Annotated in this window: 9 protein-coding genes; 7 read left to right on the forward strand and 2 right to left on the reverse strand. The window is 56.5% G+C overall.

Annotated elements, in window-relative coordinates; genetic code table 11:
* Positions 1–50: 50 nt before the first annotated feature.
* Complete coding sequence (gene thiO, locus SynMITS9220_RS12550; RefSeq protein WP_186989653.1) at positions 51–1,172, forward strand: glycine oxidase ThiO; 1,122 nt, start codon at positions 51–53, stop codon at positions 1,170–1,172.
* Between the two features lie 325 nt (positions 1,173–1,497).
* Positions 1,498–3,849, forward strand: a complete 2,352-nt coding sequence (locus SynMITS9220_RS12555; RefSeq protein WP_186989655.1) for a hypothetical protein — start codon at positions 1,498–1,500, stop codon at positions 3,847–3,849.
* Positions 3,850–4,042: 193 nt separating this feature from the next.
* Here SynMITS9220_RS12555 and ndk read toward each other — a convergent pair whose 3' ends face one another.
* Entirely contained in the window at positions 4,043–4,501 is a 459-nt protein-coding gene (gene ndk / locus SynMITS9220_RS12560; RefSeq protein ID WP_186989657.1) for a nucleoside-diphosphate kinase, read from the reverse strand.
* A 138-nt stretch (positions 4,502–4,639) separates the two neighbouring features.
* On the opposite strand from ndk, the gene speA reads away from it, so the two are divergent.
* The gene (gene speA, locus SynMITS9220_RS12565) at positions 4,640–6,619 is read left to right on the forward strand and encodes a biosynthetic arginine decarboxylase (RefSeq protein ID WP_186989659.1); all 1,980 of its coding nucleotides are present in this window, start codon (positions 4,640–4,642) and stop codon (positions 6,617–6,619) included.
* Positions 6,620–6,624: 5 nt separating this feature from the next.
* Positions 6,625–8,103 (forward strand): mechanosensitive ion channel family protein, encoded by a 1,479-nt coding sequence (locus SynMITS9220_RS12570; protein WP_186989661.1) that lies wholly within the window; start codon positions 6,625–6,627, stop codon positions 8,101–8,103.
* A gap of 20 nt (positions 8,104–8,123) precedes the next feature.
* On the opposite strand, the gene SynMITS9220_RS12575 is transcribed toward SynMITS9220_RS12570, so the two are convergent.
* On the reverse strand, positions 8,124–8,810 hold the full coding sequence (locus SynMITS9220_RS12575; RefSeq protein WP_186989663.1) for a Crp/Fnr family transcriptional regulator: 687 nt from the start codon (positions 8,808–8,810) through the stop codon (positions 8,124–8,126).
* A gap of 304 nt (positions 8,811–9,114) precedes the next feature.
* Between SynMITS9220_RS12575 and SynMITS9220_RS12580 the strand changes: the two genes are divergently transcribed.
* The 3 genes from SynMITS9220_RS12580 (at position 9,115) to SynMITS9220_RS12590 (ending at position 13,559) form a co-directional block, all read left to right on the forward strand.
* Entirely contained in the window at positions 9,115–11,001 is a 1,887-nt protein-coding gene (locus SynMITS9220_RS12580; protein WP_186989665.1) for a CHASE2 domain-containing protein, read from the forward strand.
* Between the two features lie 89 nt (positions 11,002–11,090).
* Positions 11,091–12,848, forward strand: a complete 1,758-nt coding sequence (locus SynMITS9220_RS12585) for a hypothetical protein (RefSeq protein ID WP_255483125.1) — start codon at positions 11,091–11,093, stop codon at positions 12,846–12,848.
* Between the two features lie 48 nt (positions 12,849–12,896).
* Positions 12,897–13,559, forward strand: coding sequence for a Coq4 family protein (locus SynMITS9220_RS12590; protein WP_186989669.1), 663 nt, complete (start codon positions 12,897–12,899; stop codon positions 13,557–13,559).
* The last annotated feature ends 54 nt before the right edge of the window (positions 13,560–13,613 follow it).

The raw sequence follows: 13,613 nt of genomic DNA on the forward strand, positions 1-13,613 counted from the left end.
TGAGAGGATCGATAAGGGTTTGATCCTATGGAAAGGCTAGACATTCGGTCATGACCGCCTCAGACAGCTCAGCCCCTCAACCGGTGCTCATCCTTGGTGGAGGGCTGATGGGACTGGCCGTCGCCCATCAACTGGCACGCCGTGGAATCCCAGTGACGGTGCTGAGCAGACGCCGCAGCGAAGCAGCTGGTTTCGTTGCTGCCGGGATGTTGGCGCCCCACGCCGAAGGCCTCAAAGGAGCGCTACTGCACCTGGGACAACTCAGTCTGAGCCGCATACCCAGCTGGGTCGCCCAGATCGAGGCCGACAGTGGTCTTCCCTGCGGGCTTCGTTCCACGGGCATCGTGGTGCCCTTCCACAGCGCCAACGAACGGGACGCTTACCCCACAGCTGCATTCGGCGAGCACCTGGATCATGAACAGCTGGCGCAGGAACTACCAGGCATCAACTCGGCCTGGAAGGCTGGACTGTTATTCGCCCAGGACGGTCAGATCGATAACAGACGTCAGCTCATGCGAGCTCTGGAGAGCGCCTGCGTGGATCGCGGTGTGCAGTTCCAGGAGGGAGTGGAGGTGTTGGAACTGTTCACGGCCAATGACCAGCTGAGCGGAGTGCGCACAAGGGATTCGGAGGGAAAGGAAGCAACACTGACCTGCGAACGCGCCGTGCTCTGCAGCGGCGCCTGGAGCGGGCAGCTGTTGCCTCAGCTGCCGGTGTTCCCAGTGAAAGGTCAGATGCTGTCGCTGCAGAGTCCGCGCGGTGCCCTCCGGCGCGTGATCTTCGGCCCAGGGATTTATCTCGTGCCCCGCGAAGATGGGCTGGTGGTGGTCGGAGCCACCAGCGAACGCAATGCCAGCTTCAGCGAAGGGCTCACTCCACAAGGTCAAACCACCCTCAAACAAGGAATTGCCGCTCTCCTACCCGAAGCCGAGAGCTGGCCTCCCATGGAGCGTTGGTGGGGGTTCCGTCCCTGCACACCTGATGAAAGCCCACTGTTGGGCACGAGTCCGATTCCAGGGCTTCTGCTGGCCTGCGGCCATCATCGCAACGGCGTTCTCATGGCTGGTGCAACCTCTGAACTGATTGCCGATCTCGTCTGCACCGCGGAGCCGAGGCGGGATCTTGCGGCACTGCTACCCAGCTTTCGCTGGAATCGCTTTCAAGCCAGCTGACGGGTCGACATTGAAAACAGATTGACGCTGGGCTCTCCCTGGCTGGCCGGCGTGCACCATCGCAAAGGAGTGTTGATGGGCGCCATCAGTACAGACCTGATCAGACGAGGCAATCCTTGAAAAAACTCAATCCAGCATGGACCGAGAGCTGCTGAAAACCATGATTTGCAGGCACTTACAGACCCAGGCATTCAAACCGTGATCTAGATCACAAGATTGCTTGAGCAAACCGTGAATCAGGCCTGATTCGCATCACAGGATCCGGAGAACTTTGCGCTGAAGGTGAGTGAGTTCGAGAGCAAATGCTCCACTCAAATTATTAGCCATGAACTTCACTGCTCGGGCCTTCCAACGCAACCGCGGCCCCCAGCCTTCTGTTTCCGTCACCACTGTGGATGGACTGACGATGAACACTGGAAATAATAATGATCGCATTGATATTCGTGCTGGTGCCTTCAACCGAGGGGGTTACGCCGAAGCCACCGGACTCAACAATTCCTCCATTGCAACCGCAGCAGGCAATGACTCCGTTCGCATTCATGCCCACGCCCGTGGCATGAGCACCAATGCCTGGGCCATTCGCAACAGCTCACTGGATGTGGGTACAGGCCACGACAACATTGATCTCCGTGCAGTGACCCGTGCAGGCGCCTTTGATCCTGCCTACGGCATGGACAACAGCTCCATTGTCACTGGCCTGGGTAAAGACAAGCTGCGCATCAATGCCATCGCTCGCGGGAACACCACAGGCACCATCGCCGCCTATGGCGCTCTGAACTCTCAGATCAACACCGGCGCCGATGACGACAAGGTCCACATCAAAGCTTCCGCCACCAATCGCAGTGGTTACGCCGAAGCGACCGGACTCGACCATTCAGTGCTTGAAACCGAAAGCGGTAATGACTGCGTGCGCATTCACGCCAACGCCCGTGGCATGAGCACCAATGCCTGGGCCATGCGTCACAGCACACTGGATGTGGGTACAGGCCACGACAACATTGACCTGCGTGCTGTCACCCGTGCTGGTGCCTTTGATCCTGCCTATGGCATGGACAACAGCTCCATCATTACCGGCCTGGGCAAAGACAAGCTGCGCATCAATGCCATCGCTCGCGGCAACACCACAAGCACTATCGCCGCCTATGGCGCTCTCAACTCTCAGATCAACACCGGCGCCGATGACGACAAGGTCCGCATCAGAGCTGCTGCAAGCAACCGCAACGGTTATGCCGAAGCGACCGGACTCGACCATTCAGTGCTTGAAACCGAAGCTGGTCATGACCACGTGCGCATTGATGCCCGTGCCTGCGGCAGCAGCACCAATGCCTGGGCCATGCGCAACAGCACACTCGATGTGGGTGCAGGCCATGACACGGTTGATCTCCGTGCTGTCACCCGGGCAAGCGCCTTTGATCCCGCCTACGGCATGGACAACAGCTCCATCATCAGTGGCTTAGGCAAAGACAATCTGCGCATCAATGCCGTTGCTCGCGGCAGCACAACAGACACCATGGCCGCCTATGGCGCTCTCAACTCTCAGATCAACACCGGAGCTGATGACGACAAGATCGAAATCAGAGCCTCCGTCAGGAATCGCCAGGGCTACGCCGAAGCCATCGGTCTCGACCATTCAGTTCTTGAAACCGAGGACGGTGATGATCTCGTTCGTCTTGATGCGCAGGCCCGCGGCAGCAGCAGCAACGCCTGGGCCATGCGCAACAGCACACTGGACGTGGGTCCTGGAGACGACAAGGTCGAGATCAGGGGCAATGCACTGAACAGCACTGTGCGCACTGGTGAAGGCTTCGACAGCGTCAAAGTCACTGGCCTCGAGACCAAACAACTGCTGGTAGACACCGGTGCTGACGCTGATGTCTTGACCGTCGATGGCGGCACTGGAATCACTTACATCTCCGGTACTGGCTCCGACCAGCTGCGATTAACACGCAACTACTTCACGAGCCTGCTCCAAGCGAAAGACTCTCAGGAGCAGATGAGTCAGTTCGAGGATTCAATCATTCAGGACCTCACCCCTGCGGAGGCCGCGAAAGCGCAAACCAATCAGATGATCTCAACGTCTGTCGAGGAATCATCAAACACTGAACACAATGAACAGGCCACCAGCTTTGCCTCACCTGATTCACAAAAAGCTGGGGACAAACTCCGCGATCCACTGCTATTCGTCGATTTCGTGACCGGCGAAAATGGCGACACCGTCAACTGCGACGACATCCTGATCGGCCACGGGATTGGTCTCAATCGCCAGTCAATTTTTCAAGATGGTTATTTAAGCTTTGCACAGGAAGGCAGCGACAGCCTCCTGTACTTTGATTCCGATGGTTCCGACCAACAGGAGAACGATAAAGTTGCCTTGGTGATTTTCAAGGACGTCCAGGCAGGCAACTTCAGTCAGCACAATCTGAACTCCAGAATCATCAATCAAAATGATTTCTTACTGAGCCAAGAGAATCATCAAAACATTGATCTAACAATCGATTCAGAGGACGTAACACCTGGACAACAACTGGAATCTGCAGGCAGCTCAACGATGCTGAATGCCAGCCTCCAACCAGCCAATGAAAGCCCAAGTCTGTTCGGAACAAACCCAACGATTCATGGAACGGACACGAACCAACTCATGAACAACGATGTTCAAGCTTCGCTTGGAATGGTCTGATAACGATCCCTGGCTCCTTTCAGAAATCGACCGCTCTGCAAATGCAGAGCGGTTTTCGTCTGCAGGTTCAACGATCTTCTGCAGCAAGCGGGCAAACGACTGTCAGTGCCGTAAATCCCAAAGAGAACAGAGTTCAACCAAGCCCCAGAACATCGTTCCAGGACTTGAAGTCAATCACTCGATCACCAAGCCATCAGGCCTCAACACGCCAGGCCTGATCGGACGGGGACCAGTCATTGAGCTCAGAAGCCTGGAACCAGAGACCGATCTCAAACTGAGCGGTTTCAGGGGCATCAGAGCCGTGAATCACATTGCGGCCGATATTGACAGCCAGGTCACCACGGATGGTGCCGGGCTCAGCCTCGAGGGGCTTGGTGGCACCGATGAGCTTGCGAGCACTGGCGATCACACCATCACCTTCCCAGACCATGGCCACCACAGGACCAGACGTGATGAAATCGACCAGGCCAGCAAAGAAAGGACGCTCCTTGTGAACGCCGTAGTGCTGTTCAGCCAGATCGCGGCTGGGAGTGATCTGCTTCAGGGCAACCAGCTTGAAACCCTTGCTCTCGAAGCGGCCGAGGATTTCACCCACCAGCCCGCGTTGGACACCATCGGGCTTGATGGCGATGAACGTGCGTTCGGTGGTCATGAAAAGTCAGAATCAAGAAGCTTGCCATCTTCTGTGCTCAGCTACCCCCTTGGCAAGCAAGACAGGCACTTGCAGGTTTCTGCTGCTCTGAAGCAAGCTCCTTAGATTTGGCCCATTCATCACTGGGCTTTCTCACGCATGGTGCTCGCCGACGCCAACCAACCAGGACGTGAGCAGAGCGACGAACAATCAGCGCCAACCACTGCCTGGAATATTCAGGACAGCTCCGAGCTCTATGGACTCGAACGTTGGGGGGATCCTTACTTCTCCATCAATCTGCGCGGCCATGTAAGCGTGCAACCACGAGGAGAGCGTGGCGGAAGCCTGGACCTGGTGGAGCTGGTGAAAGGCCTGCAGGGCAGGAACCTCAACCTGCCGCTGCTGATCAGATTTGATGACATCCTCGAAGACCGGCTCGAGAGCCTCCATGCCGCCTTCGAGCGAGCAATCACCCGATACGACTACAACGGCCGCTACCAGGGAGTCTTCCCTGTGAAATGCAACCAGCAATGCCACGTTGTGGAGGAGCTGGTGAGCTGCGGCAAGCGCTGGCACTTCGGACTGGAAGCCGGCAGCAAGGCAGAACTGCTCATTGCCCTGTCGCTCATTGACGATCCCGAAGCGTTGCTGATCTGCAATGGCTACAAAGATCAGCGATATATCGAAACGGCGATCCTGGCCAGGCGCCTGGGCAGACGGCCCGTTGTCGTCATCGAACAAGCCGATGAAGTGCAACGGATCATTGATGCCAGCAGGGAACTCGGTGCTGCACCTCTGATCGGGATCCGCGCTCGGCTGTCGAGCCGAAGCACCGGCCGCTGGGGCAATTCGGTCGGTGACAAAGCCAAATTTGGGCTGCCGGTCCCCGAGATCCTCGCGACGGTCGAAGCCCTACGCGAGGCAGGTCTTCTCGACGAGCTGCGCTTACTCCACTTCCATGTCGGCAGCCAGATCAATGACATCGGTGTGGTGAAGGACGCCCTGCAGGAGGCGTCCCGCATCTATGTGGAGCTTCACAAACTCGGAGCTCCGATGGGTTATCTGGATGTGGGAGGAGGACTGGGCATTGATTACGACGGCAGTCGCACAGCCACGGCCGCCTCGACGAACTACTCGCTTCAGAACTACGCCAACGATGTGGTCGCCACGGTCAAGGAAGGATGTGAACCCCACGACGTGGCCGTTCCGACTCTGGTGAGCGAAAGCGGGCGGGCCATCGCCAGCCATTTCTCTGTGCTGGTGTTCGACGTTCTCGGCACCGGCGGACTGCCCCACTCCACACCTTCACGCTCCGAAGAAGAATCTCTAATCGTGCGCAACCTTCACGACACTCTGGAGGGGATCAAGACGCTTCCTGATGACGGAAGCGCAGATATCTCACGACTGCAGGAAGCCTGGAACGATGCTCTCAAATTCAAGGACGATGCATTAGCTGCATTCAGGCTTGGCTATCTGAGCCTCACCGAACGCAGTCAGGCGGAACAACTCACCTGGGCCTCTGCACGGGCTCTGGTGGAAAGGCTCCCTGAGAACGCCGTACTCCCCGAAGAACTTCAAGCCTTACCGGCTGTTCTTGCACTCACCTATTACGCGAACCTATCGATCTTCCGCTCTGCGCCCGACACCTGGGCCATTGAGCAGCTCTTCCCTCTGATGCCAATCCACCGGCTGGCAGAGAAACCGACTGAGCTCGGCCACTTCGCTGATCTGACCTGCGATTCAGATGGTCGCCTGAACCGCTTCATTGCTGATGGACGCAGCAAGCAACTTCTGGAGCTGCATTCCCTGCATTCAGATGAGCCGTATCTGATCGGGATGTTTCTTGGAGGGGCCTATCAAGAAGTGATGGGCAACCTGCACAACTTGTTCGGCACCACCGACGCAGTGCACATTCGTCTGGCACCCGGAGGCGACTACCAGGTGGATCACGTCGTGCGTGGCGACACCAACGCCGAGGTGCTGATGGCGATGGAACACAACCCGGAATCTCTGCTGGAACGTTTGCGTGTCGCCAGTGAGCGCTCCATCCGAGCGAACCAGCTCAAGATCGCCGAAGCGCGACGACTCATGGACCATCTTGAGATCAGTCTGCGCCAGAGCACCTACCTGCAGAACTGAGCGCCATGACTCTGACTCTGAGCCTTCTGGTCATCGTGGCACTTCTGACGGTCCATCGGGTTTGCAAACGCCAGAAGCTCAGCCCGCCGCCTTTGCGAATGCCTTTGATTGCAGCGATCGGCATCCCCTTGTTGAGCAAGCTGGCTGAAATCGTCAGCTACGGCGGTCTGCCGGTTTTGCAGAATTCACTGGCAGCAGCCATCACGCTGCTCTGGGCTCTGAGCCTGATTCGCATCCTGAACTGGGGCATCCTGCAGATTCCCGCTGAGCTGGGCTGGTGGAAACCCACCGCCAAGATCCTGCGAGACCTGCTCACCCTTGCAGTGATCACTGTCGTAACGATGGTGGTGATTCACCGAGATTTCCGCGTCAATCTTGTTGGCTTGGCAGCCACCTCGGCCGTCGTCACCGCCGTCATCGGTCTTGCCGCTCAAGAGACCCTGAAAAATTTGTTTGCAGGGATCTCGCTACAGGTTGACTCGCCCTTTGAAGAAGGTGACTGGATTGATCTGGATTCAGCAACCGGCGTCGTGACATCGCTGCGTTTAATGACTACCCGAGTGCGCGGACTGGATGGCTCAATCACCGTGGTACCGAACAGCCGCATTGCCGTGGAAGGGCTGCGCCGGTTCAAACCTGAAGAACCTGTGGGACAGATGATCGATGTGGGATTGGACTACAGCCTGCCTCCAAGACAGGCGATCCAGCTGCTGCAACAAACTCTTCAACACAACCGCAAGGTGCTCCATCAACCCACTCCCAAAGTTTGGGTATCGTCCTTTGAAGACAGCTCAATCACCTACCGCTTGCTGACCTGGCAAAGATCACCACTGGAATTGCGCCAACTGAAAAGCACAGTGCTTGAACAGATTTGGTATGCCCTGCATCGCATTGACCAGTCAATTCCCTATCCAATCCGAGACGTTCGCACCAAACCAAGCCAAGCCAAGTTGCCATCAAGCGACATTACGTTGGAGCAAAAACAAAGCCTGCTGGCCTCAACAGAAATCTTCGGTCATCTCAATGAGCAGCAGCTTGCCATGCTGGCGGACCAGGCAAGCTGCGAGACCTTTGCACCCGGCGAATCGGTCGTTAGGCAAGGAGAGCGCGGTGACAGTCTTTATCTCGTGGTTCGAGGCACACTGGAGGTGTTTCAAGCAAGCGCCAACAGCTCCACCAGCCATCCAAGTCGATACGTCTCAGATCTTGAGGTCAGTGACACCTTTGGTGAAATGGCACTCTGCACCGGTAAAGCACGTTCAGCGAGTGTGATCTGCAAGAGCGAATGCATCTTGATCGAGATCGAACGCAAACACCTTCTGCCACTGCTCGAAGAACAGCCTGAAATTCTCGAAACCATGGGATCGATCATGGCCGCACGCCGACAGCAGCTCAAAGCGAACCAGCAGCAACGTGCTGAGTCCCGGCGCCTCGCGTTGATCGCACGCATGCAAAAGCTTTTTAACCTCCGGAGAGGGGACTAATCACTCAGACCAAAGAGGCATCAGGAAATCAGACCACGCTTGAGAAGCGGCTTGAGATCAGCCAGACGCAAGCGGCCGTTCTGCTCAGTGATCGTTCCGCGAGAACGCAGCTTGCTCAGGGTGCGTGAAGCCGTCTCCCTGGCCAGACCGGCCAGAAGCGCAATCTCCCTCTGTGCCAATGGAGGGAGTTCCGCCTGCAGGTCCTGACCTACTGAGCTTTTGCGCGCCAGGTATGCCAACCCATCGAGCAGTCGAGTGGTGGCATCGGCGCTCTGCAGAGCAAAACGCTGGTTGAGATCACGCAGTCGGCCAGCCTCCAAACGTGCCAGCGCCAACGCGAATGGTGCGAGCTGACCCAGCAGCGAGGCAAAGGGAGCCGATCGCATCTTGATCAGATGCAGAGGCGTCAGAGCAACCACATCGGCGGAGCGTGAAGCACCATCCAGTACGGCCATCTCGCCAAAAACGTCTCCTTGCCCCAGCAGCGACATGATCACCTCATCCCCGTCAGCTGTATAGGTGCGCACCTTGGCCAAGCCATCACGGATCACAAACAGTGATTCGCCCCAATCCTGTTCCATCAAGATCACCTGATCAGGCTGATGAGTGGTCTCGCGATAACGATCAAGCAATAGCGTCAGCTGTTCGACCGGCAGGCAAGCGAACAGGGGCATGGATCCAAGGTCCTCAGGCGTGAGCGCAGACATCGTTGATAAGGAATGCGACCGGAAGAAAGGCAAGCCACAAGATCACCATGACGATGTTGACATCAAGCCGCAACCGATTCTGCCAACGCAGAACGTTCGGGTCTAAGGAGCTTCGAAGAGTTGGTGATGCAGCAGGACACACCGACTGAACGCGTGCTAGCCGTGCAGGGGGATGACCTTCAGCAAGCCCAACCTATGACAGCGATCTGGTGATGAAACTGCTGGCACTGATTTTGGAGGGTCTAAAGGCACTCTTCAGTACTGCTGAGCAGCCAAGGCCTCTTGCGCAGAAACTGAACCAGTCATGAGCAGACCATCTCTTCGGCAATGGCTGCATCGCAACAGCACCGTCCTGATCCTCAGTGGTGTGGTCGCCGTGAGCGGTGGACTAAGCAGCGCCTGGCTGACCAGCGTGGAGTTGCGTTTTGCCGGCATGGTGCAGGAAACCCGCGGACTCCGGCCAGTGCCAGATCGATTGATGATCGTGGCCATTGACGACTTCAGCCTGCAGCAGGCAGCGAATGTGGATCTCAGCGACGATCCGCTGCTGCAAAGCCTGAGCCAATGGCCCTGGCCTCGACAAATCCATGCCACGGTGCTGGATCGCCTGATCGAGGCAGGAGCGACTGTGGTGGGTTTCGACCTGCTCTTTGAATCGCCCAGCAGCCATGGAGAGACAGACGATGCGGCATTTGCCGAGGCCCTACAACGTCATCGTGAGCAGGTGGTTCTTGGCGTTCAGGTTCTCAGCACCCGGGGACCCGTTGCAGGGATGTCCCTTCTGGATGTCACGCCAGGCCTGCGGCCTGCTGACCAGCCGCTGCATCGAGGACTGCTCAATGGCGAACCGGACAGTGATGGAGTGATCCGACGCCGTCCGGGGCAGGTCACTCAGTCGATGCGTGAACAGCTGAATGCTTCAATTCCAGATGGCCTGGCCATCGCGCTGCTCAGGAAACAGAAGGAGTCCGCCGATCTCAGCATCCACAGCCGCGACCTGCTGGATCCTTACGGTCCGCCAAGGACGATTCCAACCCTCTCCATCTGGGAACTGCTTGAACCGCAGGCCTATGCATCAATCAAGAAGTCCGGGCGGCTGCGCAATGCCCTGATTCTTGTGGGACCGACTGCAGCCGTGTTGCAAGATCGCCATCCCGCCGTGTTCTCAGGAGCGGAGGGCATGCCGGGAGTTGAACTGCATGGGACGGAACTGGCCAACCGTCTTGAATCACGTTCACTGCGCTGGATCCCTGCACCTCCTGGATGGAACCTGGTGATGGCAATGCTGGTGCTAGTCACCGGGGTGTGCGCGGCCCGGTTTGAACGACCACTACCTCGCCTGGGCTTGCTGCTGGTCGCCGCAGGGCTTTTGGTCGCAGGCAGTGCAGGTCTGATCGTCTGGGGCGGCCTTCTGCTGCCGGTTCTAGGGGTAGCGGGAAGCCTGGGAGTCACGGGGATCGTGACGAGTGCCGATGCAACCGTGCGACTGCAGTGGCAGCGCCGACGTCTGCGCCGCACGCTCGGTCGATATCTATCTCCTGCCGTGGCCGCAGTGATCTCTGAACAGCCTGAAGAAGCCGATCAACTTCTAGGCGGGCAGTTAACAGACGTGGTGATCTTAATGAGCGACATCCGTGGATTTACAGCCTTCACACAGGAGATGACAAAGCAAGGGAACGTCAAACAACTGGTCGATCGACTCAACACCTACTTCAGCGAAGTGGTGGATGCAGTGCATTCAGAAGAAGGCACGGTCGACAAATTCATCGGCGATGCCGTGCTCGCGGTATTTGGGGCACCACTTCAGAAAACAAGCAGCACCAATGTGCTGGCTGCGGTCAAAACGGCAATCGCTTTACAGCAACGACTCGCCATTCTCAATCGTGCCTGGATCGCCGAAGGGCAATCACCATGGGATCAGGTGGTGGTACTCAGTTACGGCTGGGTTGTGAGCGGCAACATCGGCTGCGCCAGCCGAATGGACTACACCGTGATCGGCGATGCCGTGAATACAGCCAGCCGCTTGGAGGCGATTGCCAAGCAATGCGGCCAAGCAATTGTGATGAGTGCTGCGGTGGCGGAACATCTAGACGGCGACTGGCCTCTACAGGACCTGGGGACATTTCCTATCCGTGGGCAAGACGATCAACGGGTGTTCGCACTCAAAACTGACACTAAAGAGCACACCTAGTCAGAAACAAATCAGTAACAACAGTCTGTGTTCAAGCGTTCATCCACGTGTTTAAAAAGCTGTTGACTATCGCTTGCGCAGCAGTTCTGATGCCTGCGGCAGCTGAGGCAGCTCCGTTCAACAGCGCCACGATCCGACGCATCATCGATGGCAGAGAAGTATTCATCGACCGGCGAGAAGCAACCGTTGATGACACCGCAGACCGTGGCCAGGAAGTCAGCACCGGCAGCAGCAGGGCTGAAGTGCTATTTGACCGACGAGCGCTTGGCTTTCTGGGAAACAACAGTCTGATCCGCCTTGGAGAAGACTGCTTTCGCCTGGATCGCGGCCAGGTGCTGGTCAATGGACCCCAAAACACTTGTCTAGGAACAAAAGTGCTGGGAATCCGCGGCACCACCTATGTGCTGAGCGTGAAGGACAACGGCAGCTATGAGCTTGCAGTGCTGAGCGGCGAAGCCACCGTTGGTGATGCAGCCGAAAATCCAGTAAAGGACAGCTCTCCAGACATCCTCTCGATGTACCCCACGCTGAATCCGGTGATCGGCTTCGGATCTAGTGCTTGGGGTAGCAATGCATCAGGCGAGAGCCTTGGAGAAGCAGCAGGGCTCATCCTTGGTGACGCTTCCTTTTTTATGCCGCTCAGTCAGAGCTTGGGAAGCAATCTCCTGTACAGCTACACCACCGCCAGCAGCAATTTTGATGGCGCCTGGGGTGCAAGCACTGAATTGGGATACAAGTGGTTCAACCCTGATAACAGAAGCATCAGTTCAGTGTTGATGGGATACGACGGCTGGGATAGCGCTGGCTGTTTTCAGTCTCAAGTTGCACTAGGAGGTCTTTGGCAAAAGGGGCGCTGGCAGTTCGGGGTGAACGGCGGGATTCCTCTGGATCAATGCGTCAACAACCTCGGATATGCGATTGGTCAGATCGGCATCCCCATCGCCGACGTTGGAAACCAATCCATCACCCTGTCACTCTCCCCTTATGTGCTCCATGGGATTGGCGAATCATTTGGAGGAGGACGGATTGGCGTGAATGTCCCAATCGGCAATCAGGTGATGCTTTCGACCTACGGCCAATACGACAATCTTCTTGACACCGTGATCGGCGGACAGATCAGTTACAGATTTGCCACCAAGGGAGGATTTGTAAACGATCCAAACCTGCAGCGATCAACAGCCTCATCTCCGATGCCATGGCAAGCCAAGGAATTCAACACAAGCAGTCCTGTGCAAATTGCAATGGGGCATCGACGCGACAGCTCTCCATCTCAAGCTGATCCTGCAGAGAAGGTGCAAATTCCAGAAATAACCAACCTGATCGGCAATACAAACGCAGTAGTGCAACTCAAAGCTGGTGAAGAGGCAACCTTCAGCCCCGACGGTATGTTGCTGAGTCAGAAAATGATGAGCAAAGATCGCTTCTCACAATTGATCATCGAGACTATGAGTGGCCAGAACCTTCTGCCTGAAAGCCACGCAATCAATCTGGTTTACCAGCAGCTTTATGGAGTACCTAATAGCACACTGCTGTCGATTCTGGGATCGGACTGGCTAATCGCAGCCAGAACACCCTATCCACGTCTTCGCGGAGCCAACAATCTTGTTGTTCCGAACAATAAGTTGCCCAAGGAAGAGAAAGAGGAAGAGACAGAGACAGCGAAAACATATGTTTGCAGCACTTCTGGCAACTCCTTCCAGTATTTCCAGAGTGGAAATGTATCGGGAGTCAGCAATATCACTGACGCCACTAAGTTCCAAACTACAGAGTCAAACACCACTGGCTCCTGCAGTGGGAAACTTGCAGGATCCAATGGAATGGAAACAACATCGCCGGAGTTCATCTAACCATTGCTAGAAGGGAAGAACAACATCGATAGTTAGTCTCAACAACTAATGCAAATCAACCTCGGAGAACGATTGCAGAGCCTGAAGATGCTAGTCAGTCTGGCGGGCTTTCTGAAAAGCCCCGGCTCTCTGGACAGCGTCCTCGCTGTTGGCGCCAGCTTGAAAGACAGCCCGCTTGCCGAACAGATGACCCGCCATCTGTTGGACAATCCTGACTTCGCACAACTGGTGAGCGACGGTTGGCGCCCGCAGCCGATTGACTTGTCGGCACTCCAGAAACTTCCTGCCGGAACGCTCGGTCGCTGTTACTCCGATCAGCTGATTAGCCAGGGAATTACTCCCGACACGCTGATCGACCCTTCACCCATCAGCGATGAGCGTGGTTACATCACACATCGCCTCAGGGAGACCCATGACATCACGCATGTGCTGACTGGATTTGGAATCGATGGCGTCAGTGAACTGGGCCTTCAGGGATTCAACCTCGCCCAAAATCGATCGCCTCTGGCGGTGATGCTGATCTTCGGAGGAATGCTCACGGCACTACAGAACAATGAACCTTTGGCTCCGATGCTTCGCGCACTAGCGAGAGGATTCCAGATGGGACTGGATGCCGAGCTTGTGATCTCCCGCAAACTGGAAGAAGGCTGGGGTCGTCCCCTCAACGAGTGGCGCAGTGAGCTGAAGCTTCCTGAACAAATCCCAGACTGATCCTTCAAGCACACGGGCGCTATCGCACGAATAGAAGTATCACGGAGAGATCAA

It is taken from the genome of Synechococcus sp. MIT S9220 (assembly GCF_014304815.1).
Lineage (GTDB): Bacteria > Cyanobacteriota > Cyanobacteriia > PCC-6307 > Cyanobiaceae > Synechococcus_C.